Source organism: Streptomyces sp. NPDC030862, from assembly GCF_055571835.1.
Genome location: NZ_JBVIEN010000005.1, coordinates 444,295 through 470,091 on the forward strand (window position 1 = coordinate 444,295; position 25,797 = coordinate 470,091).

Annotated in this window: 26 protein-coding genes and 1 pseudogene; 17 read left to right on the top strand and 10 right to left on the bottom strand. The window is 73.7% G+C overall.

Annotated features, from left to right (window positions below; genetic code table 11):
- Positions 1-126 precede the first annotated feature (126 nt).
- From ACZ42X_RS16510 to ACZ42X_RS16520, 3 genes are all read left to right on the top strand, one after another.
- Positions 127-1,227, top strand: a complete 1,101-nt coding sequence (locus ACZ42X_RS16510) for a PP2C family protein-serine/threonine phosphatase (protein WP_468289801.1) — start codon at positions 127-129, stop codon at positions 1,225-1,227.
- Positions 1,228-1,374: 147 nt separating this feature from the next.
- A complete protein-coding gene (locus ACZ42X_RS16515; RefSeq protein ID WP_468289803.1) occupies positions 1,375-2,715 on the top strand; it encodes a transcriptional regulator in 1,341 nt (446 codons plus the stop codon).
- A 52-nt stretch (positions 2,716-2,767) separates the two neighbouring features.
- Positions 2,768-3,298, top strand: a complete 531-nt coding sequence (locus ACZ42X_RS16520; protein ID WP_468289806.1) for an NUDIX hydrolase — start codon at positions 2,768-2,770, stop codon at positions 3,296-3,298.
- 20 nt (positions 3,299-3,318) lie between these two features.
- Here the strand turns inward: ACZ42X_RS16520 and ACZ42X_RS16525 are convergent, their stop codons facing one another.
- Positions 3,319-3,579: an ADP-ribosylation factor GTPase-activating family protein gene (locus ACZ42X_RS16525; RefSeq protein ID WP_468289810.1), complete on the bottom strand. Its 261-nt coding sequence runs from the start codon at positions 3,577-3,579 to the stop codon at positions 3,319-3,321.
- Between the two features lie 146 nt (positions 3,580-3,725).
- Positions 3,726-4,586, bottom strand: a complete 861-nt coding sequence (locus ACZ42X_RS16530; RefSeq protein ID WP_361422313.1) for a 3-hydroxybutyryl-CoA dehydrogenase — start codon at positions 4,584-4,586, stop codon at positions 3,726-3,728.
- Positions 4,587-4,818: 232 nt separating this feature from the next.
- On the opposite strand from ACZ42X_RS16530, the gene ACZ42X_RS16535 reads away from it, so the two are divergent.
- Entirely contained in the window at positions 4,819-6,111 is a 1,293-nt protein-coding gene (locus ACZ42X_RS16535; protein WP_468290164.1) for a glycoside hydrolase family 10-like protein, read from the top strand.
- Positions 6,112-6,182: 71 nt separating this feature from the next.
- On the opposite strand, the gene ACZ42X_RS16540 is transcribed toward ACZ42X_RS16535, so the two are convergent.
- Entirely contained in the window at positions 6,183-6,374 is a 192-nt protein-coding gene (locus tag ACZ42X_RS16540) for a DUF1918 domain-containing protein (RefSeq protein ID WP_468289813.1), read from the bottom strand.
- 116 nt (positions 6,375-6,490) lie between these two features.
- Positions 6,491-7,513 (bottom strand): DMT family transporter, encoded by a 1,023-nt coding sequence (locus ACZ42X_RS16545; RefSeq protein ID WP_468289816.1) that lies wholly within the window; start codon positions 7,511-7,513, stop codon positions 6,491-6,493.
- On the opposite strand from ACZ42X_RS16545, the gene ACZ42X_RS16550 reads away from it, so the two are divergent.
- The 3 genes from ACZ42X_RS16550 to ACZ42X_RS16560 all read left to right on the top strand — a co-directional run bounded on the left by ACZ42X_RS16550 (position 7,512) and on the right by ACZ42X_RS16560 (position 10,703).
- The gene (locus ACZ42X_RS16550) at positions 7,512-8,951 is read left to right on the top strand and encodes an aminotransferase-like domain-containing protein (protein ID WP_468289819.1); all 1,440 of its coding nucleotides are present in this window, start codon (positions 7,512-7,514) and stop codon (positions 8,949-8,951) included. The two genes, ACZ42X_RS16545 and ACZ42X_RS16550, sit on opposite strands and share 2 nt — an antisense overlap.
- 74 nt (positions 8,952-9,025) lie before the next feature.
- Positions 9,026-9,520: a GNAT family N-acetyltransferase gene (locus ACZ42X_RS16555; protein ID WP_468289821.1), complete on the top strand. Its 495-nt coding sequence runs from the start codon at positions 9,026-9,028 to the stop codon at positions 9,518-9,520.
- Between the two features lie 31 nt (positions 9,521-9,551).
- Positions 9,552-10,703 (top strand): methyltransferase, encoded by a 1,152-nt coding sequence (locus ACZ42X_RS16560; RefSeq protein WP_468289824.1) that lies wholly within the window; start codon positions 9,552-9,554, stop codon positions 10,701-10,703.
- A 65-nt stretch (positions 10,704-10,768) separates the two neighbouring features.
- On the opposite strand, the gene ACZ42X_RS16565 is transcribed toward ACZ42X_RS16560, so the two are convergent.
- Positions 10,769-11,992 (bottom strand): beta-ketoacyl-[acyl-carrier-protein] synthase family protein, encoded by a 1,224-nt coding sequence (locus ACZ42X_RS16565; protein WP_468289827.1) that lies wholly within the window; start codon positions 11,990-11,992, stop codon positions 10,769-10,771.
- Positions 11,993-12,265: 273 nt separating this feature from the next.
- Here ACZ42X_RS16565 and ACZ42X_RS16570 point away from each other — a divergent pair, with 273 nt between their 5' ends.
- Genes ACZ42X_RS16570 through ACZ42X_RS16585 form a run of 4 tightly spaced genes read left to right on the top strand, consistent with a single transcriptional unit; the run spans position 12,266 to position 16,427 of the window.
- Positions 12,266-13,216, top strand: coding sequence for an alpha/beta hydrolase (locus ACZ42X_RS16570; protein WP_468289830.1), 951 nt, complete (start codon positions 12,266-12,268; stop codon positions 13,214-13,216).
- A complete protein-coding gene (locus ACZ42X_RS16575; protein WP_468289833.1) occupies positions 13,209-14,387 on the top strand; it encodes an acyltransferase family protein in 1,179 nt (392 codons plus the stop codon). Before ACZ42X_RS16570 ends, ACZ42X_RS16575 begins: the two co-directional genes overlap by 8 nt.
- 40 nt (positions 14,388-14,427) lie before the next feature.
- The gene (locus ACZ42X_RS16580) at positions 14,428-15,747 is read left to right on the top strand and encodes a sensor histidine kinase (RefSeq protein WP_468289836.1); all 1,320 of its coding nucleotides are present in this window, start codon (positions 14,428-14,430) and stop codon (positions 15,745-15,747) included.
- Entirely contained in the window at positions 15,744-16,427 is a 684-nt protein-coding gene (locus ACZ42X_RS16585; RefSeq protein WP_468289838.1) for a response regulator, read from the top strand. The genes ACZ42X_RS16580 and ACZ42X_RS16585 overlap by 4 nt, the downstream gene beginning before the upstream one ends.
- 32 nt (positions 16,428-16,459) lie before the next feature.
- On the opposite strand, the gene ACZ42X_RS16590 is transcribed toward ACZ42X_RS16585, so the two are convergent.
- The 3 genes from ACZ42X_RS16590 to ACZ42X_RS16600 form a co-directional block, all read right to left on the bottom strand.
- Positions 16,460-16,720 (bottom strand): hypothetical protein, encoded by a 261-nt coding sequence (locus tag ACZ42X_RS16590; RefSeq protein ID WP_468289841.1) that lies wholly within the window; start codon positions 16,718-16,720, stop codon positions 16,460-16,462.
- Between the two features lie 120 nt (positions 16,721-16,840).
- The gene (locus tag ACZ42X_RS16595) at positions 16,841-17,431 is read right to left on the bottom strand and encodes a TetR/AcrR family transcriptional regulator (protein ID WP_468289843.1); all 591 of its coding nucleotides are present in this window, start codon (positions 17,429-17,431) and stop codon (positions 16,841-16,843) included.
- Complete coding sequence (locus ACZ42X_RS16600) at positions 17,431-18,330, bottom strand: class I SAM-dependent methyltransferase (protein ID WP_468289846.1); 900 nt, start codon at positions 18,328-18,330, stop codon at positions 17,431-17,433. The genes ACZ42X_RS16595 and ACZ42X_RS16600 overlap by 1 nt, the downstream gene beginning before the upstream one ends.
- A 93-nt stretch (positions 18,331-18,423) precedes the next feature.
- Here ACZ42X_RS16600 and ACZ42X_RS16605 point away from each other — a divergent pair, with 93 nt between their 5' ends.
- The 4 genes and pseudogenes from ACZ42X_RS16605 to ACZ42X_RS16620 all read left to right on the top strand — a co-directional run.
- Positions 18,424-18,948 carry a helix-turn-helix transcriptional regulator gene (locus ACZ42X_RS16605; RefSeq protein WP_468289849.1) on the top strand — a complete coding sequence of 175 codons (525 nt, stop codon included), beginning with the start codon at positions 18,424-18,426 and terminating at the stop codon, positions 18,946-18,948.
- 10 nt (positions 18,949-18,958) lie between these two features.
- A complete protein-coding gene (locus tag ACZ42X_RS16610; protein ID WP_468289851.1) occupies positions 18,959-19,375 on the top strand; it encodes a VOC family protein in 417 nt (138 codons plus the stop codon).
- A 198-nt stretch (positions 19,376-19,573) separates the two neighbouring features.
- A complete protein-coding gene (locus ACZ42X_RS16615) occupies positions 19,574-21,970 on the top strand; it encodes an ATP-binding cassette domain-containing protein (RefSeq protein WP_468289854.1) in 2,397 nt (798 codons plus the stop codon).
- Between the two features lie 99 nt (positions 21,971-22,069).
- Positions 22,070-22,234: pseudogene (locus ACZ42X_RS16620) on the top strand (barstar family protein); the annotation flags it as partial.
- Positions 22,235-22,358: 124 nt separating this feature from the next.
- Here ACZ42X_RS16620 and ACZ42X_RS16625 read toward each other — a convergent pair.
- Positions 22,359-23,306: an SMP-30/gluconolactonase/LRE family protein gene (locus ACZ42X_RS16625; protein WP_468289857.1), complete on the bottom strand. Its 948-nt coding sequence runs from the start codon at positions 23,304-23,306 to the stop codon at positions 22,359-22,361.
- A 94-nt stretch (positions 23,307-23,400) separates the two neighbouring features.
- Here ACZ42X_RS16625 and ACZ42X_RS16630 point away from each other — a divergent pair, with 94 nt between their 5' ends.
- Positions 23,401-23,835: an Lrp/AsnC family transcriptional regulator gene (locus ACZ42X_RS16630; RefSeq protein WP_468289860.1), complete on the top strand. Its 435-nt coding sequence runs from the start codon at positions 23,401-23,403 to the stop codon at positions 23,833-23,835.
- 61 nt (positions 23,836-23,896) lie between these two features.
- On the opposite strand, the gene ACZ42X_RS16635 is transcribed toward ACZ42X_RS16630, so the two are convergent.
- On the bottom strand, positions 23,897-24,652 hold the full coding sequence (locus ACZ42X_RS16635) for a 2-phosphosulfolactate phosphatase (protein ID WP_468289863.1): 756 nt from the start codon (positions 24,650-24,652) through the stop codon (positions 23,897-23,899).
- Positions 24,653-24,753: 101 nt separating this feature from the next.
- Between ACZ42X_RS16635 and argC the strand changes: the two genes are divergently transcribed.
- The gene (gene argC, locus ACZ42X_RS16640) at positions 24,754-25,794 is read left to right on the top strand and encodes an N-acetyl-gamma-glutamyl-phosphate reductase (protein WP_468289866.1); all 1,041 of its coding nucleotides are present in this window, start codon (positions 24,754-24,756) and stop codon (positions 25,792-25,794) included.
- The last annotated feature ends 3 nt before the right edge of the window (positions 25,795-25,797 follow it).

Consider the following 25,797-nt stretch of genomic DNA (forward strand, 5'->3'; position numbering starts at 1 on the left):
ACACCGGTCATGCCCCTCACTCGTTCGAGTGGGAAGGCTGGTGGAGCCCGCCCCGCGGCGGAGACGATCGACAGAATCGTCCCGACCGCGACAGGGGCCTGAAGAAGGGCGGTCCGCATGATCCGTATGGCCCGTACGCGATCTTGGCCTCGTCACCCTGCTTCGCTCGTCCCGCTCGTGCTGCCCACCCTCTGGGGCGGGGTCGCCGTCCTGTGGAAGCTCACCTGCCCGCTGGCCCAGCAGGAGAGCCTGCCCACCCGGCTCGTCACCTGCGTCGTCTTCTTCACCGTGGGCACCGGTCTCATCCTGGGCCTCCGGCACCGCCTGGCGCGGGAGCTGCGGCAGGTCCGGGCCGTCGCGCAGGCCGCGCAGCAGGTGCTGCTGCGCCCGCTGCCGCCGCGGCTGGACGGCCTGTCCGTCGCGGCCGGCCAGCTCTCCGCAGCCCCGGGCGCGGCCGTGGGCGGCGACCTCTACGAGGCGGTGGCCACGCCGTACGGCGTACGCGTCGTCATCGGCGACGTACGCGGCCATGGGCTCGGCGCCCTCGGCGCGGTGGCGGCCGTCCTCGGCAGCTTCCGGGAGGCCGCGCACGACGAGCCGGAACTCGGCGGCGTCCTGCGGCGGTTGGACCGGGCGCTGGCGCGGCACCTGCGCGAGCGGGCGCGCCACGAGCACCCGGCCTCTGGTGGCTGGAACCCGCTGAGCCCGTCGGCGGAGGAGTTCGTCACCGTGCTGCTGCTGGAGATAGCCCGGGACGGCGAGGTCCGGGCGCTCAACTGCGGCCATCCATGGCCCTATCGGCTCGGCCCCGGCGCGGAGCCGGTCGCCGCGGGCGACCCCCTGCCGCCGCTCGGCGTCTCCCCGCTCCCCGACGAGCTGCCCGCGCAACGGTGCACCCGGCTGCTGCCGGGGCAGGCGCTGTTCCTGCACACGGACGGCGCCGAGGACGCGCGGGACCGGGGTGGGCGGTTCTTCCGGCTGGAGGAGGTGCTGGCGCAGGCCGCGCGGACGGGCGCGCCGCCGGCCGCGGTCGTCCAGTGCGTGCACGCCGCGCTGCTGCGGCACACCGGCGGGCGGCTGACCGACGACGTCGCCCTCGTCGTCCTGCGCAACGACGTCACCCGCCCGTCGTTGGTGCCGCCCGCCCCGCCGCGGAGTATCGGGCAGATCCGGCAGGACGGACGGCACGCGACGGGTCACCGCAACTGTACGAGGGGGAGCCGGTGACCCGCCGCCTCTGTGAGAGACAGCCCAGTCAACCGGCGCCCGCGGCGGGGCGGGAGCGTACGCGGGGCACGGACCGGGGCACTTGTTTCACACCCCGTGCGAACGCGCCTGCACTACCCTGAGCGCACCGAGTCATCGGAGGGGCCCATGCAGCCCAACACCCTGCTCGACGCCCTGCTCGACGAGGCGGGCGTCTCCCACGCCGGTCTCGCCGCGCACGTGAACCAGGCAGGCCGCGCCAGAGGCATGGCGCTGCGGTACGAACACACCGCGGTCGCCCGCTGGTTGAAGGGCCAGCGCCCGCGCGGCCAGGTGCCGGACCTGATCTGCGAGGTGCTGAGCGCCCGGCTGCACCGGCCCGTCACGCTCGACGACGTCGGCCTGGGCGTGGCGGGCGAGGCCGCCGCCGGGCACGGCTCGCCGCTGTCCGGCTTCGTCGAGCGGGCCACCGCCCTGTGGCGCTCCGACGAGCAGCAGCGGCCGCACATACTGGGGGCCCCGGCCGTCACCGGCACGCCCGCGGTGATGCCTGTATGGGAATGGGAGAACCCTCCCGAGGACGCGGACGTCTCGCGCGACGGGCAGACGCACGTGTCGGACGGCGACATCGAGATGCTGCGCGCCGCCCGGGCGCACTACGAGCTCATGTACCGCAAGGCGGGCGGCATCGCCACGCGTGCCCGGATCGTCGGGTTCCTCAACGCCGAGACCGCGCCGCTGCTGCGCGGCTCCTACAGCGACGCCCTCGGCCGGCAGCTGCACCGCGCCACCGGCGGGCTGGTGGCGGTGGCCGGGATCTGCGCGTACGACTCCGACGCGCACGGGCTCGCGCAGCGCTACTTCCACCAGGCGCTGCGGCTGGCGAAGGCGAGCGGGGACCGCGGGCTGGGTGCGTACGTGATCGCGCTGCTGGTCAACCAGTCGCTGTTCCTGGGGGAGCACCGGCAGGCGGTCGCGTTCGCGGAGGCGGCGCTGCGCACGGCGGGCAGTGAGATCACCCCCGCGCTCGCCGCCGACCTCTACGCCATGCAGGCGAAGGCGTACGCGCACCTCGGGGACGGCGCCGGTGCCCTGCGGTGCATCCGGCACGCGGAGGCGGAGGCGGACCGGATCCGGCCGGGGCGCGAGCCCGACGAGACCGGCTACGTCCAGCCCGGGCTGGTCAACGTGCAGGTCGCGGAGGCGCTGCTGAGCCTGGGGGACCTGAGTGGCGCCCGGGAGCACGCGGCGGCCGCCGTGCGCACGCCGGCGCACGACCGGGGCCGGGTCCACCGGCTGGCGATGCTCAGCCAGATCGAGCTGCGGCAGGGCGAGGCCGATCGCGCCGCGCGGACCGCCGTGGAGATGGCCGAGCGGGCCCGGGGGATGGAGTCGCAGCGGCTGCGGGACCGGTTGCGCGCGGTGCGGGAGCACCTGGTGGCGAGCGGGTGCGGTGAGGCGCGCGAGGCCGCCGAGCTCATCGATGGGGCGTTGCGCGTTCCGCTGTGACCCCGTACCTGCTGCGATATTGCCACCTACTTGTCCGGAAGGTGGCAGAACCGTGCAGTGGACGAACTTAAACGAACAGACCGTGTATGAGAACCGCTGGTTCAAGGTGAACCTCGCGGACGTCGCACTTCCCGACGGCCGGCACCTCGACCACTTCCTCATCCGGCTCCGTCCGGTCGCGGTGGCGACCGTCGTCAACGAGGCCAACGAGGTGCTGATGCTGTGGCGCCACCGCTTCATCACCGACAGCTGGGGGTGGGAGCTGGCGGCGGGCGTCGTCGAGGACGGCGAGGACGTCGAGACCGCGGCGGCGCGGGAGATGGAGGAGGAGACGGGCTGGCGCCCCGGGCCGCTGCGGCACCTGCTCACCGTCGAACCGTCCAACGGCCTGACCGACGCCCGCCACCACCTCTACTGGGCGGAGGAGGCCACCTATACGGGCCCTCCCGAGGACGCCTTCGAGTCCTCGCGCCGCGAGTGGGTCCCGCTGAAGCTGGTGCCCGACATGATCGCCCGCGGTGAGGTCCCGGCCGCCAACATGGCGGCCGGGCTGCTGATGCTGCACCATCTGCGGCTGGGCTGAGGCCCACTTCCCGGAGCGCGTCAGCGCCCGAGCGCCTGCCACACCGCGACCGCGAGCGCGCCCACCGCGGTGAGCACGGACACGGCGGGCACGGGCCACCTCGTGTGCTCCAGCGCCGCGACGCGCGAGGCCAGATCGGTCAGATCACGGTCGATCTGGCCGTGGCGCTGGGCGAGCAGCGCCAGTTGGCCGTCGATCCGCGCGAGACCGACGTCGAGACAGCGCCGCAGCTCTGCGAACTCCTCGACGGCCGCTAAGTGTTCGGGGTCGGTGGTGGTCACGGTTTCCGCTCCTCTTCGTCGACTGGCCGATGACGGGCCGGGGCCGAGTCAACTCCCCCTGGTGGAGCGGGGGGAGCGTGTGCGAAGGGCATATGCGCACACGCTCCGCACACCCCGTGCGAATCCCGGTCGCGGAGCGTTGCGCGTCACGCGTACGGGTAGAAGCCCGACCCCGTCTTGCGGCCGAGCCGGCCCGCGTCCACCATCCGCTGGAGCAGCGGGGGAGCGGCGTACAGCGGCTCCTTGTACTCGGCGTACATCGAGTCGGCGACCGAGTGGACCGTGTCCAGGCCGATGAGGTCCGCGAGCTTCAGCGGGCCCATCGGGTGGGCGCAGCCCAGCTCCATGCCGTTGTCGATGTCCTCGCGGCTGGCGATGCCCGACTCGAACATCCGGATCGCGGAGAGGAGGTACGGGATCAGCAGCGCGTTCACCACGAAGCCGGAGCGGTCCTGGGCGCGGATGGCGTGCTTGCCCAGCACCTTCTCCACCACGGCCTGGGCGCGGCTGAGCGTGCCCTCGGAGGTGGTGAGCGCCGGGATCAGCTCGACGAGCTGCTGCACGGGGGCCGGGTTGAAGAAGTGGATGCCGATGACCTGGTCGGGGCGGGACGTCGCCACGGCCAGCTTCACCAGCGGGATGGAGGAGGTGTTGGAGGCGAGGATCGCGTCCTGGCGGGTCACGACCTGGTCGAGGACCTGGAAGATCTCCGTCTTGACCTGCTCGTTCTCCACGACGGCCTCGATGACGAGGTCACGGTCGGCGAACTCGCCGAGGTCCGTGGTGAAGCTGAGCCGGGCCAGCGTCGCGTCGTGCTCCTCCTGGGTGATCTTGCCGCGCTCGGCGGCCTTGGAGAGCGAGTTGTACAGCCGGGTACGGCCGATCTCCAGCGCCTCGCCGGTCGTCTCGGCGACCTTGACCTCCAGGCCGCTGCGGGCGCACACCTCCGCGATGCCCGCGCCCATCTGGCCGCAGCCCACCACTCCGACGCGTTCGATGTCGGTCACATCGTGCCTTTCGCTGTTCTTGCGGGTGGCAGGTTCCCCGTGTGATTCCGGCGCCCGCCTCGACCCCCTGACGTTACTCCGTTCGGGCCGGTGGGGGGCGGCCCGGGGCGGGCATGCTCTGCGGGGACGTCCGGACAATCCAACCGGTAAGGGGCGATGAATGCGGCACATCGGAAGGAACGGAAGGATCGGAAATATCCGGAGAAGAGGCCTGATGGCGGGCGCGGCGGGGATGCTGGCGACGCTGTGGGCGGCGGCCGAAGCGGGCGCGGGACCCCGGCGGGCACCGGCGGGCGCGGGCGTCGGCGCCGGTGCCGGCGCGGCAGGCGGGCCCGCTCCGGCCGAGGAGGCCCGGCCCGGGACGGTGCCCGAGCCGTCGGGGGCGCGCGCGGCGGGCGGCAAGGAGTTCCGGGGGATGTGGCTGGCCACGGTCGCCAACCGGGACTGGCCCTCCCGGCCCGGGCTGACCGCCGACGCGCAGCGCGCCGAACTGCTCGCTCACCTCGACACCGCCGTCGAACGGCGGCTCAACGCGGTGGTCTTCCAGGTGCGGCCCACCGCCGACGCCCTGTGGCCCTCGCCGTACGAGCCCTGGTCGCACGTCCTGACCGGCGTGCAGGGCGAGGACCCCGGCTGGGACCCGCTGGGGACGGCCGTCGAGGAGGCGCACCGGCGGGGCCTGGAGCTGCACGCCTGGTTCAACCCGTACCGCGTGGCCAACCACACGGACCCGACCCGCCTGGCCGAGAACCACCCCGCCCGGGTGCACCCCGACTGGGTGGTGCCGTACGGCGGGAAGCTCTTCTACAACCCGGGCCTGCCCGAGGTGCGGCGCTTCGTGCAGGACGCCATGCTCGACGCCGTGCGCCGGTACGCGGTCGACGGCGTCCACTTCGACGACTACTTCTACCCGTACCCGGTGGCCGGGCAGGCCTTCGACGACGACGAGGCGTACGAGGCGTATGGCGCGGGCTTCCCGGACCGGGCCGCCTGGCGGCGGGACAACATCGACCGGCTGGTGCGCGAGATGTCGTACCGGATCAAGGAGACACGGCGGCGCGCCCGGTTCGGGGTCAGCCCCTTCGGGGTGTGGCGCAACGCCGCGACCGACCCGCTCGGCTCCGACACCCGGGCGGGCGTCCAGACGTACGACGACCTGCACGCCGACACCCGCACGTGGGTGAAGGAGCGCTGGATCGACTACGTGGTGCCGCAGCTCTACTGGCACATCGGGTTCGCCGCCGCCGACTACGCCAAGCTGGTGCCCTGGTGGAACGAGGTCGTCCGGGACACGGGCGTACGGCTGTACGTGGGGGAGGCGCTGTACAAGGCGGGCGACCCCGCTCAGCCCGAGCCCTGGCAGGACCCGGCCGAGCTGTCGCGCCACCTCACCCTCACCGAGCGGTACGACCAGGTGCGCGGCCACGTCTTCTTCTCGGCCAAGGAGGTCGGGGCGGACCGCATCGGGGCGATGGCGAGGGTGGTGTCCGACCACTACCCGACCGCGGCCCGCCCATGGCGCTGACCGGCCGTTGAGCGGCTGCCGACCGGCTGCCGCCTGGCCGGCCGACCGCCGGCGACCCGCCGGCGGTCGGCCTACCTCTGTTCCTCGTGCCGGACGACGCTGTCGGGGCCGGGGGACATCACCGTCTCGTGCCCGTCCTCGAAGCGGACGCGGTACGGGGGGTTGCCGTCCTTTCCCAGCACCTCGACGACCTCGGCCGTCCGGTCGTGCTGGCCGACGGTCCTGCCGTGCACCGTCAGTTTGTCGCCCTTGCTCGCGTGCATCGAGTGACCTCCTCGCGCCGTGGATCGAAGTTGCCGGACTTATCGGAGTTATCCCGTATGGGGAGTTTACGTCCGCAGGTGTGTCCCGCGTCACTTCGGGGCGGCGGACGGAGGGCTCAGGAGCCGGTCCGCTGGGTCACCGCGATGCACACGAGGACCGCGCCGGCCGCCAGTGGCGCGGCGGGCGAGACCGCCTCGCCCAGCAGCCACACCGACCAGACCAGGGTCAGGAGCGGCTGGGCGAGCTGGAGCTGGCTGGCCCGGGCGATACCCACCGCCGCCATGCCCCGGTACCAGACGTACAGGCCGAAGAAGGTCGACCCGGCCGCCACCCACACCAGGCCCACGACGCCGTGCGTGGTCAGCCGCACCGGCTCGAAGGCCAGCGCGACCGCCGAACCGGCCACGGCGAGCGGCAGGCACATCACCAGCGCCCAGCCGATGACCTGCCAGCCCGGCATCACCCCGGCGAGCCGGCCGCCCTCGGTGTATCCGGCCGCGCACACCAGCAGCGCCGCGAAGAGGTACAGATCGCCGGCCGACAGGTCGCCGCCGCTCTGCTGCACGGTGAACGCGATCACCACCGCCGCCCCGGCCAGCGCGGCCGCCCAGAAGGTGCGCGACGGCCGCCTCCCGGTACGCACGGCCGCGAACACGGCGGTCGTCAGCGGCAGGAGTCCTACGACCACGGCCGCGTGTGAGGTGGTCGAGGACTGCAGCGCCAGCGTGGTCAGCAGCGGGAACCCCACCACGACACCGCCGCCGACCACCGCGAGCCCGGCCCAGTGGCGGCGGTCCGGGACCGGTACGCGCAGGGCGAGCAGGAAGGCTCCGGCGATCACCGCGGCGAGCGTGGAGCGGACGGCGACGAGCGACCAGGGGCCGAAGCTCTCCAGCCCCCAGGCGGTGGAGGGGAAGGTGAGCGAGAAGGACACCACGCCCAGCGCGGCGAGCAGCGTACCCACGCCGCGACGGTCGGCCGTCCCGGAGGTGGTCGTCCCGGAACGGGCGGTCGTGCCGGAGGCGGCCGCCCGGGGGGCGCCCGTCCCGGAGGCCGGGGTCCTGGGCTCCGTGCGTGGGGTGGCTGAGCCCTGCACTGCTATCGCGTTAGAGGTGGTAGCGCTATTCTGTGCTGTCATGCACGAGCGTAGCAGCGTCGCTGAACTGGCGGCCACCCTGAAGCAGGAGTTGGACCGCTACTCTCCAGGTGGAAAGCTGCCGTCCAGTCGGGCCCTGGTCGAGCGCTACCGGGTCTCCCCGGTCACCGTCTCCCGCGCCCTGGCCCGGCTCGCCGCCGAGGGCCTGGTCGTCACCCGGCCCGGAGCGGGCGCCTTCCGGGCCCAGCCGCGCGCCGCCGGCACACCGGCGGCCGGCGACACCTCCTGGCAGGAGGTCGCCCTCAGCGCCGACTCCGCGACCGAGCTCGTCCCGCGCTCCGTCGACGCCTCGGGCGTTCTCGTCACCCTCGCCGCGCCGCCCACCGGCGTGGTCGAGTTCAACGGCGGCTACCTGCACCCCTCCCTCCAGCCCGAACGGGCCCTCGCCGCCGCGCTCGCCCGCGCCGGCCGGCGCCCCGGCGCCTGGAGCCGGCCGCCCACCGAGGGGCTGCACGAGCTGCGCGACTGGTTCGCCCGCGAGATCGGCGGCACCGTCACGGCGGCGGACGTCCTCATCACCGCGGGCGGCCAGGCCGCGATCGCCACCGCGCTGCGGGCCCTCGCCCCGCCCGGCGCGCCCGTCCTCGTCGAATCGCCCACCTATCCGGGCATGCTGGCCGTCGCCCGCGCCGCCGGGCTGCGCCCCGTGCCCGTACCGACCGACCGCGACGGCGTCCGTCCCGACCTGCTGGCCGCCGCCTTCCGGGCCACCGGCGCGCGCGTCTTCGTCGTCCAGCCGCTCTTCCAGAACCCCACCGGCGCGGCCCTCCCCGTCGAGCGGCGCCGCGAGGTGGTGCGCATCGCCCGCGAGGCCGGTGCCTTCGTCGTCGAGGACGACTTCGCCCGCCACCTCGTCCACGAGGACGCGGGCCCGCTCCCCGCGCCGCTCGCCGCCGACGACCCGGACGGCGTCGTCGTCCACGTCCGCTCGCTCACCAAGATCGCCTCGCCCAGCCTGAGGGTCGGCGCGCTGGCCGCGCGCGGCCCGGTGCTGGAACGGCTGCGCGCCATCCAGGTCGTCGACACGTTCTTCGTACCGCGACCCCTGCAGGAAGCCGCGCTGGAGCTCGTCGGGTCTCCCGCGTGGAGCCGTCACCTCCGGTCCGTAGCAGCCGAGTTGACGTCCCGGCGCAACGCCCTGGCCGCCGGGCTCGCCCTGCACCTGCCCGAACTCGCCCTCACCCACCTCCCCTCCGGCGGTCACCAGCTCTGGCTCCGCCTCCCCGACACCCTCGACGAGCCCGCCCTGGTCGCCGCCGCCCTGCGCGCGGGCGTCGCCGTCGCCCCCGGCCGCCCCTACTTCTGCGCCGAACCACCCGCCGGGCACGTACGCCTCGGCTTCGCCGCCGTCGCCGGACCGGCCGAGCTCGCCGAGGGCGTACGCCGGCTGCGCGCCGCCCGCGACGAACTGCGGCGCTGACCGTGGCGAACCGCCCAACAAAAAGCGTGGCACGCGCCACTGACAATCGGCCCCCGCCCTGCCAGAGTCCGATCATGGACGAGACGACGACGGCGAACCCCCTGACGGCGAACCCTCTGACGGCGAACGGCCCGGCGGCGAGCGGCGGCGCCCTGGGCGCGTACGAGATCTCCACCGACCCCGCCCGCCTCGACCGTGCCCGCGTCCACCACTGGCTGTCGACCGACGCGTACTGGGCGCTCGGCCGCAGCCGCGACAAACAGGACCGGGCCATCGACGGATCGCTCAACTTCGGCCTGTACGAGACCGGCTCCGGTGAACTCGTCGGCTACGCCCGCGCCGTCACCGACCACGCCACCTTCGCCTGGCTCTGCGACGTCTACGTCGACCGCGCCGCCCGCGGCAAGGGCCTGGGAACCGCCCTCGTCGAGGCGGTCCGCGACCACTTCGCCCCGCTGGGCGTCAAACGCGTCATGCTCGCCACCGAGGACGCGCACGGCGTGTACGAGAAGGTCGGCTTCCGGGCCCTGGACGTGCCCGAGCACTGGATGGCGCTCCGATTCCAGTAGGCCGCGGCCGAGCGGTTAGCCTGAGGTCACGATGAACCGTCTGACCACGCCCTGGGGCGATGCCGAGCTCGCCCGCTTCCCCGAGGACCCGCGCGATCCGCTGCGCGCCTGGGACGCCGCCGACGAGTACCTGCTGCGGCACCTGGCGGAGGCGTCCCCGGACCTCTCCGGCACCGTGGTCGTGGTCGGCGACCGGTGGGGCGCGCTGGTCACCTCGCTCGCCGGGCTCGGCCCCGTACAGATCACCGACTCCTTCCTCGCCCGCGAGGCCACCCGCGCCAACCTCGCCCGCAACGGGATCGAGGAGAGGTCCGTACGGCTCCTCACCACCCGCGACACCCCGCCCGACCGCATCGACGCGCTGCTCGTCCGCGTCCCCAAGAACCTCGCGCTCCTGGAGGACCAGCTGCACCGCCTCGCCCCCGCGCTGCACGCGGGGACGGTCGTCGTCGGCACCGGCATGGTCAAGGAGATCCACACCTCCACGCTGAAGCTCTTCGAGCGGCTCGTCGGCCCCACCCGCACCTCGCTGGCCGTCAAGAAGGCCCGCCTCATCTTCTCCACGCCGGACCCGTCGCTGCCGCGCGGCCCGAGCCCCTGGCCCTACCGGTACGCGCTGCCCGGCGACGCCCCCGCCCCCGTGGCCGGCCGGAGCGTCGTCAACCACGCCGGCATCTTCTGCGCCGACCGCCTCGACATCGGCACGCGCTTCTTCCTCCGGCACCTGCCGACGACGGGCCCGGGCCGCCGCCGCGTCGTCGACCTCGGCTGCGGCAACGGCGTCGTCGGCCTCGCGGTGGCGCTCGCCGACCCGGAAGCGGAGCTGGTCTTCGCCGACGAGTCGTACCAGGCCGTCGCGTCGGCGGAGGAGACGTACCGGGAGAGCGCCCCGGCCGGGACGAAGGCGGAGTTCCTCGTCGGCGACGGGCTCGCGGACGTCCCCGCGGAGTCCGTGGACCTCGTCCTCAACAACCCTCCCTTCCACAGCCACCAGGCGACCACCGACCGCACGGCCCGGCGCATGTTCACCGACGCCCGCCGCGCGTTGCGGCCCGGCGGCGAGCTGTGGGTCATCGGCAACCGGCACCTGGGCTACCACGTGACGCTGCGGCGGATCTTCGGCAACTGCGAGACCGTCGCGAGCGACCCGAAGTTCGTGGTCCTGCGGGCGGCGAAGCGGTAGCACCTGGCACCAGGTCCGTTCGACGCCCCTGCCCTTGCCCCTGTTCCGGACCCGGCGAGCGGTCTTTACCGCGCCGCCGTGAACACCAGCGACGCGTTGTGCCCGCCGAAGCCGAACGCGTTCGTCAGCGCCGCGCCCACCGGCCCCCGGCGCGGCCCGCCGGTGACGACGTCCAGCCTCACCTCCGGGTCCAGCGTCTCGACGTTCACCGTCGGCGGGACGACGCCCTCGCGCACCGCCATGATCGCGGCCAGCGCGCCCACCGCCCCCGCCGCGCCGAAGAGGTGACCCGTCATCGACTTCGTCGCCGTCACGGCCGGGTGCGTCCCGATCGCCTCGGCCACCGACCGCGCCTCCGTCACATCGCCCTGGGGCGTCGACGTCGCGTGGGCCTGGACGTGCGCGATGTCCAGCGGCGACAGCCCCGCCGCCGCCAGCGCCAGGCGCATCGCGCGGACCTGGCCCTCCGGGTGCGCGGCCGTGATGTGGTACGCGTCCGACGTCACGCCCGCCCCGGCGAGCGCCGCGTGGGCGCGGGCCGCCCGCGCCGCCGCGAAGTCCGCGCGCTCCAGCACCACCACGCCCGCGCCCTCGCCGATGACGAAGCCGTCCCGGTCCACGTCGAAGGGCCGGGACGCCCGCTCCGGGTCGTCGTTGCGCGTCGAATGCGCCCTGGCCTGTGCAAACCCAGCCAGTGGGAGCGGGCAGATGCACGCCTCGGCGCCGCCCGCCACCACCACGTCCGCCCGGCCCAGCCGGATCAGGTCCAGGCCCATGGCGATCGCCTCCGCGCCCGACGCGCAGGCGCTCACCGGGGTGTGCGCACCGCCACGGGCGCCGAGCTCGATGCTGACCCAGGCGGCCGGGCCGTTCGCCATCAGCATCGGCACCGTGTGCGGGGAGACCCGCCGGACCCCGGACGCCTCCAGCACGTCGTCCTGGCCGAGCATGGTCAGCGCCCCGCCCGTGCCCGTACCGATCACCACGGCCAGCCGCTCCGGCTCGACCTCCGGAGCCCCCGCGTCGGCCCACGCCTCCCGCGCGGCGACGAGCGCGACCTGCTCGCAGCGGTCCATACGCCGGGCCTGCACGCGGTCCAGGACCTCGGTGGGCTCGACCGCGAGCCGGCCCGCGATCCGCACGGGCAGCCCGGCCGCCCACTCCTCCTCGATGGGGCGGATCCCCGACCGGCCGGCCAGCATCCCGGCCCAGGTGGCCGCCGCGTCCCCGCCGAGCGGGGTGGTGGCGCCGAGACCCGTCACCACCACGTCACCCGTGTAAGCGCTCACTGCCACACCCTCCTTTATCAACACCACACAACAAGATCACTTCGCTGGTCACTCTGCCAGCGAACCGATCCATGGTCAGGTGCGTACCTCCACGGATTCCGGCCGTCCGTGTTTATGGGAATCCCACACAACCGATGGCTCCTCCCCCTACCCGTCATACCTGAGAGCCAGGGCCCGGATGCCCTCCCCGGCGGGACGCGGATCACCCGGCCCGGTCCCTAACGTCCGGACCACAAGCCGCCCCACACCCCCTCCGGTACGGAAGGAACCTCCATGGCGTCCCGCCTGCGCCGCGCCCTGCTCGCCGCGCTCCTCACCACCTCGGTGGCGCTGCCGGTGTCGGCCGCCGCCCGCCCCTCCGCCGTACCCGCGCCGGCTCCGGCCCGCCTCGCACCGCTCACGGCCGCCACGGCCGAGCCCGGGGCGCTCGACGCGCGCTACGCCGTCAACCGGGACTCCCTCCGCGCGGCCGCGCGCACGGCCGCCGACCACGGCGACCGCCGACGGGCGGCCGCGCTGCGCGCGATGGCGCAACCGGAACGCCGCTTCCTCCACTTCGACGGCCGCGACGGCGGCCGCACCGCCGAGGTCGTCGGGGACCTGGCACGCGCCGACCGCGTCGCGGTCCTCGTACCCGGCGCCGACACCGGCCTCGACACGTACGGCCGCTTCCATGCCGGCGCCGTGGCGCTCCAGCGCGAACTGGGCGACCGGGCGGCCGTCGTCGCCTGGCTCGGCTACGAGACGCCGCGCACCCTGGGCCCCGAGGCCCTGACGGACGGCCGCGCCGCCGACGCCGGGCCGCGACTGGCGGGCTTCGTCAGGGAGTTGGCCCGCGCCAAGCCCGCCGCCCGGATCTCCCTGCTCTGCCACTCCTACGGCTCCGTCGTCTGCGCCGACGCCGCCCCGGGCCTGCCGCTCGCCGACATCGTCCTGTACGGCAGCCCGGGCACGGGCCGCACCGGCACCGTCCGGCAGCTGCGCACCACGGCCACCGTCTGGGCGGGCCGGGGCGCCGCCGACTGGATCGCCGACGTCCCGCACGTACGGCTCCGGATCCCGCTCCTCGCCACCGTCGGGTTCGGGACCGACCCGGTGTCGCCGGAGTTCGGCGCCCGCCCCTTCGACGCGGGCCCGGGCGGCCACAGCGACTACCTCGGACCCGGCTCCGTACCTCTGCGCAACATCGCCCGCATCGTCTCCGGGGAGGTTCCCGATGCGTGAACTCGTCCGGCGGATCGACGCCGCCACCCCGCCCGGCCGTGACCGCGCCGTCGACGGCCTGCGCGCCCTCGCCATCCTCGGCGTGGTCCTCGGGCACTGGCTGGTGACGGCCCTGGTCGCCGACAGCGGCACGGTCCGCGCCACCAGCCCGCTGTCGTACCTGCCCCACCTCGCCCCCGTCTCCTGGCTGCTGCAGACCCTCGCCGTCTTCTTCCTGGCGGGCGGTTACGTGGCCGCACGGAGTCACGCGGCGGCCCGCGCCGACGGCACGGGGTACCGCCGGTGGCTGGGCGCGCGCCTGGTGCGGCTGTCCCGGCCGGTGGCCGCCGTGGCGGCGGTGTGGGCCGTGGCGGCGGGCGCGATGCTCGCCGCCGGGGCGGGCGCCGGGACCGTCCACACCCTGCTCAAGCTGGTGCTGTCGCCGCTGTGGTTCCTGCTCGTCTTCGCGGCGCTGACGGCGGCGACCCCGCTCGTCGCGCGGCTGCACCCGCTGTGGCCGCTCGCCGTCGTGCTCCACGTCGACCTGGTGCGCTTCGGCCTCGGCAGCCCGGACGCGCTCGGCTGGGTCAACGTGGCGGCCGGCTGGCTCGTGCCGTACTGCCTGGGCGCGCTGTGGGCGCGGGACGGCCTGCCGGGGCGTACGACGGGATGGGCGCTGGTCGCCGTCGGCGCCGCCGCCACCGCCGGCCTCGTCCTGGTCGCCGGTTACCCGGCGTCCATGGTGGGCGTGCCCGGTGCCGCCGTCTCCAACCTCAACCCGCCGACGCTCGCCGCCGTCACCTTCGGCGTCGCCCAGTGCGGCGCGGCGCTGCTGCTCATCGGCCCACTGCGGCGGGTGCTGAGGCGGCCCGGGGCGTGGGCGGCCGTGGCGTTGGTGAACCTCTCCGCGATGACGGTCTTCCTCTGGCACCAGACGGCGATGATGGCCGTCACCGCGCTCGGCCTGCTCGCGGACGGGCCCCTGCCGGGGCTGCACACCGTCCCGGACGGCGCCGGCTGGATCGCGGCCCGGCTCGCCTGGCTGCCGCTGTTCGCGCTTGCGCTGCTGGTGTGCTGGGTGGCGTTCCGTACGTACGAGCAGGAACCGCCGGGCAAGCGCTCCGGGCCGGGCGCGAGCCGCGTGGTGCGCACGGGCGGCCCCGCGCGGGAGACGGAGGCGCGGCGTGCCTAGGGTGAGCCATGTGACCAGGGGGACGGTGGGGGAGCGGTGGGTGAGGGGCCCGCGTGCGGTCGTACGCGCCCTGCGCGAGGACCTGTTGACGGTGGACCCGGAACGGCTGCCGGGAGCCCGCGCGCCGCGCTGGCTCGACTGGCGGCCCGCTCTCCTGGTCCCGCTGGTCCTGACCGCCGCGATGCTGGTCGTCGTGGGCGCGGAGGAGTACGGCTCCGACTACGGGCTGGGCAGCGGGCTGGGCGTGTTGTTCGCCTGCGTCCAGGCGGCGGCGCTCGTCGCCGGGCTGTACTTCCCGGTTCCGGCCTGGTGGGCGGCGACGCTCGTCATGGCCATGGCCGCGCAGCCCCTTGCCGACGGCGCCGTCGACCCGCACCCCTGGGCGCCGGGCCCGCTCCTGCCCCATGTGGGGGTGCCGTACCCGTGGACATCCGGTGGACTCGGCGTGCAGGCGGGCCTGCTGTTCCTGCTCGCCCTGCGGGTCCGGCTGCGCGCCGCGGCCATGGCACTGGTCATCACCGTGCTGGCGGGGATCGTGCTGATGCTGGACGCCGTGGGCTCCGGGTACCGCCTCGGGAGCGTCCTTCTGGCCGTTCCGGTCCTGGTGGGGGCGACGGTGCTCGGCGCGGCCCTGCGCGGGCGCCAGGTCGCCCGTACCGAACTGAGCGTCCAGGAGGAGCTCACCGCCGAGGAACGCGCCCGGCGCACGCTGCTGGAGGAGCGCCACCGGATCGCGCGCGAGCTGCACGACGTGGTCGCCCACCACATGTCGGTCATCTCCATCCAGGCGCAGGTCGCCCGGCACCTCGTCGCCGACCCGCCCGACGCGCTGCGCGAGAACCTCGCCGGCATCCGCCAGAGCGCCGTCGAGGCCCTCACCGAACTCCGCCGCGTCCTCGGCGTCCTGCGCTCCGAGGAGGCCGCCACCGAGGGCGGACGCCACGCCCCGCAGCCGACGCTCGCCCAGCTGGACGAGCTCCTCGCGGGCGTGCGCGGCGCCGGTGTCACCGTCACCGCCCGCACCACCGGGGAACGGCGCCCGCTGCCGCCGGGCGTCGAGCTGTCGGCGTTCCGGATCGTGCAGGAGGCGCTCAGCAACACGATGCGGCACGCGCCCGGTGCGGAGGTGCGCGTGGAGACGGGATACCACCCCGCCGCGCTCACCGTCCGCGTCACCAACACCCCGCCGGCCCGTCCGGCCGCGCCCTCGCCGGGCGCCGGACACGGTCTGCTCGGCATGCGCGAGCGCACCGCGATGCTCGGCGGCGACCTCGCCACCGGGCCCACCCCGGACGGCGGTTACGAGGTGACCGCGGTCCTGCCGACGCACCCCATCCACCCCTGTGAGGACACCGCATGACGTCCCCCATCCGCGTCCTGATCGCCGACGACCAGATGATGGTCCGCCAGGGCTTCACGGTGCTGCTCGACGCCGAGCCGGGCATCGAGGTCGTCGGCCAGGCCGTGGACGGCCTCGACGCCGTCGCCAAGGTCGCCGAACTCGCCCCCGACGTCGTCCTGATGGACATCCGCATGCCCGGCCTCGGCGGCATCGAGGCCACGCACCGCATCACCGCGGCACCCGGCGCCACCGCCCGCGTCCTGGTCCTGACCACCTTCGACCTCGACGAGTACGTGTACGAGGCGCTGCGCGCCGGCGCCTCCGGCTTCCTCCTCAAGGACGCCTCCGCCGAGGAACTCGCCCAGGCGGTCCGGGTCGTGGCCGACGGCCAGGCGCTGCTCGCGCCCACGATCACCAAGCGGCTCATCGCCGAGTTCACCCGCGTGACCCGCAGTGCCCGCAACGCCCGCACGCCGCGCCAGGGCCGCGCCGGCGACCTGACGGAACGCGAGACCGAGGTCCTGTCGCTGATCGCGCAGGGCCTGTCCAACGCGGAGATCGCCGAGCGGCTGGTCGTCGCGGAGCAGACCGTGAAGACCCACGTCGGCCGGATCCTCGTCAAGCTGGGCCTGCGCGACCGGACCCAGGCGGCGGTCTTCGCGTACGAGACGGGCGTGGTGCGCCCGGCCGGGTACTGAGCCACGGGCCGCGTGACCGGCGGCGGGGACTCCTACGGCGCCGCGTCCGGCACGAAGCGGCTCAGCCGGTAGGTGGTCGGCTGCGTCAGCCGCCCGCAGAGCGTGTCGATCCGGGTCATCGCCCCGTCGGGCTGCCCCGTCGACGTCCGCAGACGGCGCAGGTACGTGCGCCACTCCGACTCGTCCTGCGTCTCGAACACCACTTCCCAGCGGCCTGCCCCGGGAGCTGTGCGGACGGCGGCCCGTCGGCTCGCGGCCTGCTCCCGGTTCTTCCTCTTCCTCTGTCCCGGCATCGGCCCATTGTCCCCGAAGGCCGTCTGCCCACGGCTTGCCCCGGCCCCCGGCCCCCGCCCCCGGCGCCCGGCCGCGTGCCGCTCCGGAGCGTATGGCGGCCCTGGAAGACCTGGTTCGGATCACCGACGTACGACGCCGGCGAGGACCGCGTCCACGACCCTGCCGACGGCCTCTGCCTCCGGTGGAACGCCTTCCCGGTCGGCGAACAGCAGGTGCACGGCGCCGATGAGGGTGGGAGCGAGGGTGTCGACGTCCGCGTGGGCGTCGACGCGGCCCAGCTCCCGCTCGGCGGACAGGTACGAGGCGATCATCGCGGCCGCTTCGGACAGGGCCGGGACGCCGGCCGGCCGGCCCCGGCGCAGGCGGGCGCGCAGCTCGTCCCGGGAGATGACGAGGGCGACGATCGCCACGGCGACCGACCGGAAGAGCTCCATCAGCGCGTCGGTGACGTTGCCCGTGACGGTGCCGGTCCCGGCGGCGGCCCGCAGGGCGGCGGCCTGGTCGTCGATGCGCTGGACCCGGTCCCGTACGAGCTCGGCGAGGAAGGCGTCGAAGTCGGCGAAGTGCCGGTGCAGGACCCCCTTGGCGCACCCGGCCTCCGTGGTGACCGCCCGGCTGGTCAGCGCGTTCGGCCCGGCCCGGAGCAGGACGCGCTCGGCGGCGTCGAAGAGCTGCTCGCGCGGGTCGCGGATGGCCACGCCTGTCGGCATCAGTCCCGGCCTCCGTCCCTGGCTCCGGTTCCGGTGTCGCTTCCGGTCCCGCTTTCGGGGCCGCCCCCGGCTCCGGCTCCGCCGTCGAGGACCGCGGTGACCGCCACCGTGACGTACCGCATGGTGAAACCGCCGCCCCGCGCGTCGACGGCGGCCCCGACACCCTCCAGCACCTCCGCCAGCTTGTCGGGCGGGAGCCGGGTGAAGGCACCCTGGGTGGGCAACTGGTCCAGCCACGCGTCCCGCGTGTAGGACCACTCCCAGTCGAAGCGCCACTGCTCCGGCTTGCTGAAGCCACCGGCTTCGCGCATCCCGTCGGCGGCCTTGGCGAAGACCGCCTCGTACGCGTCCAGGGAGCCCTGCGCCATCGCGTCGTGGTCGAACGGCGCGTCGGGCAGCGCCCGTCGGCAGACCTCGGAGACGGCTTCCGCCAGGTCGGGCGGCAACCGGAACACATTCCAGAACGGCGCCAGCAGCCCGCCGGGGCGCAGTACGCGCGCGGCCTTGGCCGCTCCCGCGACGGGGTCGATCCAGTGCCACGCCTGGCCGGCGACGACCGCGTCGAACCTCCGGCCGGCCGGGTCCCAGGCTTCGAACGTCGCCACCTCCACCTCGGTCCCGAGCCGCCGCGCCCGGTCGGCCATGCGCGGGTCGGGCTCGACCCCGAGGGCCCGGCAGCCGGCCGCCCGGAACTGGCGGGCGGCGATGCCGGTGCCGCACCCGACGTCGAGGACGCGCGGGCCCGGGCCGGCGGTGACGATCCGCTCGACAAGGGCCTGGGGGTAGCGGGGCCGGGCGCGGTCGTAGCGCTCGGCGTCCGTGCCGAACGACTCGGCCACGTGCCGGTGTTGGTGAGGTCCCCGTCCGGACGGACGGCCTCGCTCAGGCGAAGTGGGCATACGCCCACTTGTAGGGGGCGCGTGCCCACTCGTCAAGGGGGTCGACGACGTTCCGCCCGCGCAGCCCCCCGGCCGCATGCCATCCTGGTGCGTATGGCGACCCTGGAGGACCTGGTACGGCTGCGGCGCGCCCGCGACGTGATGGACCGCGACTACGCGCAGCCGCTGGACGTGCCCGCGCTGGCCAAGGTCGCCCTCATGTCGGCGGGGCACTTCTCCCGCAGCTTCCGCGCCGCCTTCGGGGAGACGCCGTACAACTACCTGATGACCCGCCGTATCGAGCGGGCGAAGGCGCTGCTGCGGCGAGGCGACATGAGCGTGACCGAGGTCTGCTTCGCGGTGGGGTGTACCTCGCTCGGGTCGTTCAGCTCGCGCTTCACCGAGCTCGTCGGCGAGAGCCCCAGCGCCTACCGGGCCCGCTCCCACGAGGCCGGTGCCGCGATCCCGGCCTGCGTCGCCAAGGTCCTCACCCGGCCGTCCCGGGACCGCGCACCGGCCGGGGCCGAGGAACGACCGGCCGGGGCCGAAGAACGACCGGCCGAGGCGGAAGAAGGACCGGCCGGGACCGGAGAAGAACCGGTCAGGATCGGAGAAGCGGAAGCGGCCGCCGCCTCGTAGCGTCGACGGCATGGACATCAAACTCTCACAGTGCTTCATCGCCGTCGACGACCATGACAAGGCGCTCGCCTTCTACCGCGACGTCCTCGGCCTCGAGGTGCGCAACGACGTCGCGTTCGAGGGGATGCGCTGGGTGACCGTCGGCTCGCCCACGCAGCCGGGCGTGGAGATCGTCCTCGAACCGCCGCTCGCCGACCCCAACGCCTCGCCCGCCGACCGGCAGGCGATGGCCGAGCTGCTGGCCAAGGGCATGCTGCGCGGCGTCATCTTCACCACGGACGACTGCGACGCCACCTTCGAACGCATCCGGGCCGCCGGCGGCGAGGTGCTGCAGGAGCCGATCGACCAGCCGTACGGCGTCCGCGACTGCGCCTTCCGCGACCCGGCCGGCAACATGCTCCGCTTCAACCAGCCCCGCAAGCGGTAACGACCGGCTTCGGCCGGGCCCGCCGCCCCGCCGCCGGAGGCTCCAACTCCGGTGCCGGGCAAGCGACTCGGCCGCCCGAAGACCAGTCGCCGGGGAGCGCGGCCCACAGTGACCGCGCTCCCCGGCGCGGGGCATACTTCCCCGACGCCGAGAGATCGCCGGCCCCTCCGCCCCGCCCGCCCCACAGATGGAGAGACGATGAGCATGGCCACGACGACGGACCCGCAGTCGCCCGTGCCGCACACCGCCGACAGCCACGATCTGATCCGCGTGCACGGCGCACGCGTGAACAACCTCAAGGACGTCAGCCTGGAGATCCCGAAGCGCCGGCTGACGGTCTTCACCGGAGTCTCCGGTTCGGGCAAGAGCTCGCTCGTGTTCGACACCGTCGCCGCGGAGTCGCAGCGGCTGATCAACGAGACGTACAGCGCCTTCGTGCAGGGCTTCATGCCGACGCTGGCCCGCCCCGACGTCGACGTACTCGAGGGCCTGACGACCGCGATCATCGTCGACCAGCAGCGGATGGGCGCCAACCCCCGCTCCACGGTGGGCACCGTCACCGACGCCCACGCCATGCTGCGCATCCTCTTCAGCCGGCTCGGCCACCCGCACATCGGCTCGCCGCAGGCCTTCTCCTTCAACGTCGCCTCCATCAGCGGCGCCGGCGCGGTCACCCTGGAACGCGGCGGCAAGACCGTGAAGGAGCGGCGCGACTTCAAGATCACCGGTGGTATGTGCCCGCGCTGCGAGGGCATGGGCAGGGTCTCCGACGTCGACCTGTCGCAGCTGTACGACGACACCAAGTCGCTCAACGAGGGCGCGCTCACCGTCCCCGGTTACAGCGTGGACGGCTGGTACGGCCGCATCTACACCGGTTGCGGCTTCTTCGACCCCGACAAGCCGATCCGCGACTTCACCGAGAAGGAGCTGTACGCCCTCCTCCACAAGGAGCCGACCAAGATCAAGGTCGAGGGCATCAACCTCACCTACGAGGGGCTGATCCCGAAGCTCCGGAAGTCGATGCTGTCCAAGGACCGGGAGGCGCTCCAGCCGCACATCCGGGCGTTCGTGGACCGGGCGGTCACCTTCGCCACCTGCCCCGAGTGCGACGGCACCCGGCTCACCGAGGCGGCCCGCTCGTCCAAGATCCGGGGCATCAGCATCGCCGACGCCTGCGCGATGCAGATCAGCGACCTCGCCGCCTGGGTCCGCGACCTCGACGAGCCCTCGGCGGCGCCGCTGCTGGCCTCGCTGCGGCAGACCCTGGACTCCTTCGTGGAGATCGGGCTCGGCTACCTCTCGCTCGACCGGCCGTCGGGCACGCTGTCGGGCGGCGAGGCGCAGCGCGTCAAGATGATCCGCCACCTCGGCTCCTCGCTCACCGACGTCACGTACGTCTTCGACGAGCCGACCGCCGGCCTGCACCCCCACGACATCCAGCGGATGAACGACCTGCTGCTGCGGCTGCGCGACAAGGGCAACACCGTCCTCGTCGTGGAGCACAAGCCCGAGGTGATCGCCATCGCCGACCACGTCGTCGACCTCGGCCCCGGCGCCGGTACGGCGGGCGGCACGGTCTGCTTCGAGGGCATCGTCGAGGGGCTGCGGGCCGCCGACACCGTCACCGGCCGCCACCTCGACGACCGGGCCGCGCTCAGGGAGGCGGTGCGCAAGCCCACCGGCACGCTGGAGATCCGCGGCGCGACGGCGAACAACCTCCGGGACGTCGACGTCGACGTCCCACTCGGGGTGCTGTGCGTGGTCACCGGGGTGGCCGGCTCCGGCAAGAGCTCGCTCATCCACGGGTCGATCCCCGCCTCCGAGGGTGTGGTGTCCATCGACCAGACTCCGATCCGCGGCTCGCGGCGCAGCAACCCCGCGACGTACACCGGGCTGCTCGACCCGATCCGCAAGGCCTTCGCCAAGGCCAACGGAGTCAAGCCCGCGCTCTTCAGCGCCAACAGCGAGGGCGCCTGCCCCACCTGCAACGGCGCCGGCGTCATCTACACCGACCTGGCGATGATGGCCGGTGTCGCCACCCCCTGCGAGGAGTGCGAGGGCAAGCGGTTCCAGGCGTCCGTCCTCGACCACCACCTCGGTGGGCGCGACATCAGCGAGGTGCTCGCGATGCCGGTGACCGAGGCCGAGGAGTTCTTCGCCACCGGCGAGGCGCGCACCCCGGCGGCCCACAGGATCCTGGCGCGGCTCGCCGACGTCGGGCTCGGCTACCTCACCCTGGGCCAGCCGCTCACCACGCTCTCCGGCGGCGAGCGGCAGCGGCTGAAGCTCGCCACGCACATGGCGGAGAAGGGCGGTGTGTACGTCCTCGACGAGCCGACCACCGGCCTCCACCTCGCCGACGTCGAGCAGCTGCTCGGCCTGCTGGACCGGCTGGTCGACTCCGGCAAGTCGGTCGTCGTCATCGAGCACCACCAGGCGGTCATGGCGCACGCCGACTGGATCATCGACCTCGGCCCCGGCGCCGGCCACGACGGCGGCCGGATCGTCTTCGAGGGCACTCCCGCCGACCTCGTCGCCGCCCGCTCCACCCTCACCGGCGAGCACCTCGCGGCGTACGTCGGCGCCGGCGACTGAACGTTTCCGCCGGAAATGGCCTCCCGGGTTCCACCTGATCCGGGCATGCCCCCCCCCGTGCAGGTGGACGGCGATCATCGCGGGCGGGAACGGTACGGGACCCGTCGGCGAGGGGCCTGGCTCGACCTCGTCCGGGAGCGGGGCTGTCGCCTCCGGCACCAGGACCGGCGCGCCGGAGGCGTGTACGAGCTGGACGGCCGGCCCATCACCGACGTACCGGGCCTCTACCTGGCGCTGGGCGAGGCCGTCAACGGGCCGGGCGGGATGCGCGTGGTGACGAACACCGCCTGACGGCCCGGCCGCGCCCGGGAGCCCGCGGCGTGCTCCTCGGCCTGGAAGCCGGCCAGGGCCCGGCGGCGGGCGCCGTCACGGACGCGCGACGCCGGCCTCAACCACTGCGCCGGGCGTGGTCCCCGCGCGCCGCCGGCAGGGGCGGCGGGCCGGTGACGCCCATGACGACGGAGTACAGCGCGGTGTCGGCGGCGATGAACAAGCGGTTGCGCTTGGCGCCTCCGAAGCGGATGTTCGCGACGGGGTCGGGGACCAGAAGGCGGCCGAGGAGCGTGCCGTCCGGGTCGTAGCAGTGGACGCCGCCGTCCATGGCGGCGGCCCAGAGCCGGCCGTCGTCGTCGAAGCGGATGTTGTCGAAGTTGCCGATCTTGCACTCGGCGAAGACGTCACCGCCGGTGAGGGTGCCGTTCTCGTGGACGTCGAAGACGCGGATGTGGTTGGCCCGGCTGTCCGAGACGTACAAGCGGCGTTCGTCGAGGGAGAAGACGAGCCCGTTCGGGCCGCGGAGACCGTCCGCGACCAGCCGCACCTCACCGCTGCGGGGATCCACGCGGTAGACGTTGCAGGCACCGATCTCGCTCTCGGCGCGGTGGCCCTCGTAGTCGCTGGTGATCCCGAAGTCGGGGTCGGAGAACCAGATGGACCCGTCGGACTTCACCGCCGCGTCGTTCGGGCTGTTCAGGCGCTTGCCCTGGTAGCGGTCGGCGATCACGGTGACCGAACCGTCGTGTTCGGTGCGGGTGACCCGGCGGTTGCCCTGCTCGCAGGTGACGAGCCGGCCCTCGGCGTCCAGCGTGTTGCCGTTGGGGTGACCGGCGGGTGAGCGGAAGACGCCGACCGTCCCGGTGGTCTCGTCCCAGCGGAGGAGCCGGTCGTTGGGAATGTCGCTCCACACCAGGTACCGGCCGGCCGGGACGTAGACCGGCCCCTCGGCCCAGCGGCTGCCCTCGTACAGCTTCTCCAGCCTCGAGTCGCCCGCGTTGCACCTGCCCGTGCGGAACCGGTCATCGAGGACCTCGTACAACGGCGGTCGCTCACTGGACATGCGGCATCCTCACCCTCGGCGAATGTAAGTCGAACAAAGCCTTACTATGCAGAACGACATTCGATGGATCAAGGACTTACCCGAAGGAGATTCGTTGGACGACGTCGACCGGCACCTGCTCGCCCTCCTCCAGCAGGACGCCACACAGTCGTACGCCGCGCTGGGCCAGGCCGTCGGGCTGTCGGCGGGGGCGACCCATGAACGCGTACGCAAACTGCGGGAGCGGGGTGTCATCCGGCGGACGGCCGTGGAAGTCGACCCCATGGCGATCGGCCGGGGTGTGCTCGCCTTCGTCATGGTGGACTCGACGCAATGGGTGGGTGACTCCGGCGACCGGTTCTCCGCCATCCCGGAGATCCAGGAAGCCCACGTCATCGCGGGCAGCGCGTCCGTCCTCGTCAAGGTCAGGACCTCGACGACCGAGCAGCTCCAGGACGTGCTGCGCCGTATCTACGCGATCGACGGCGTCAGCGGCACGCAGGCCACCGTGGTGCTCGAGACCTTCTTCGAGCGCCCGGTCGCTCCCTGATGCGCGTTCCCGATCGGGAAGTCCGGGGCCGAGCGGGTGCGAGCCATGCGACGGCTCACGATCATCCCGCAGGCGCGAAGGCCCCGTCGGTGAGGAGGGGAACGACAGCGGAGCCGTCGAGTTCGATCGCGATGGCGACGTCGTCGGCAAACCCCCCTGCGGCGAGTTCCCGTCCGGAAGCGCAGGCGGCGACGGCGGCGCCCGCGTCGGAGGTCGACGCGAAGACCCCCGCCGCCGCGTCGGCTTCGGGGGAGAGCGAGCCGCTGCCGAGTTTCCTCAGCCCGGCGACCACTGCTCCTGCACCCAGCAGGTCCTCAAGCGAGGGCCGGAGACTGCCGTCCGGCCAGCGTTCACCAGAGGCGATCACCCCGACAGGGCGCTCGGCGGATCCGTAACCGTTGGCGGCGAGCCAGCTGCTCACAGCGGCCGCATTGCGCAGCGACGCCGCGACGACGGTGGCGTCGCCGGCCGCGGAGGCGATGGCCGACCCGTTGGGTGACGGAAGCACCAGTCGCGGTGTGAACGGGGCGCGTCGCAAAGCGGCCGGAGAGAGCGTCCAAGGAGACGTACGTGTAGCTGCGCGGCGCCCTACGGCCAACGCGGCGTTCACCTGGTCGGCGAACACCGAGGCACTCTCATCCCGCCACCGATAGGGATAGACCCGTGTCCCCGCCTCCACCGCGACCGTCACCGACGTGGTGAACGAGAGCACATCGACGATCACCAGACAGGCGACGTCCGCCGCCAGGCGCTCTGCGCCGATCGGACCCCACTCGAAACGCACCCCATGGCCTGCCTGCTTACACCGGTCCTCCATGGTCGAGGATCATGCCAGGAGGCTCCGCCTGAGCGGAGCCGCCGACCCTTTGCATAAAGCTGCGGAGCTGCGTATAGTCATGCCATCACCGAGGAGGACCGATGGCAGTACGAGCAGCAGTGGCGGGCGCGAGTGGATACGCGGGTGGAGAGCTCCTCCGTCTGCTCCTCGCCCACCCCCGCGTCGAGATCGGCGCCCTGACCGGCAACTCCAACGCGGGCCAGCGCTTCGGCGGGCTCCAGCCGCACCTGCTGCCGCTCGCGGACCGGGTGCTGGAGCCGACCACCGCCGAGGTCCTCGCCGGGCAGGGCCGTCGGCATGATGTCGTCTTCCTGGCCCTGCCGCACGGCCAGTCCGCCGCCGTCGCCGAGCAGCTCGGCGACGATGTCCTCGTCGTCGACATGGGCGCCGACTTCCGGCTGCAGGACGCCGCCGACTGGGAGAAGTTCTACGGCTCCCCGCACGCCGGGACCTGGCCCTACGGCCTCCCCGAGCTGCCGGGCGCCCGCGCCGCGCTGGAGGGGTCCAAGCGCATCGCGGTGCCCGGCTGCTACCCCACGGCCGTATCGCTCGCGCTCTTCCCGGCGTACGGCAGCGGCCTCGTCGAGCCGGACGCCGTGATCGTCGCCGCCACCGGCACCTCCGGCGCGGGCAAGGCGCTCAAGCCGCACCTGCTCGGCTCCGAGGTCATGGGCTCCATGTCCCCGTACGGCGTCGGCGGCGGCCACCGCCACACGCCCGAGATGATGCAGAACCTCGGCGCCGTGGCGGGCGAGAAGGTCACCGTCTCCTTCACCCCGACCCTCGCCCCCATGGCCCGCGGCATCCTCGCCACCTGCAGCGCCAAGGCCAAGCCGGGCACCACGGCCGAGGACGTACGCGCCGCGTACGAGAAGGCGTACGCCGACGAGCCGTTCGTCCACCTCCTGCCCGAGGGGCAGTGGCCCGCGACCGCCTCCGTCTACGGCTCCAACGCCGTCCAGGTCCAGGTCGCGTACGACGAGACGGCCGGCCGCGTCATCGCGATCAGCGCCATCGACAACCTCACCAAGGGCACCGCCGGCGGCGCGGTGCAGAGCATGAACATCGCCCTCGGGTTCCCCGAGGAGACCGGACTTTCCACGATCGGAGTCGCACCGTGAGCG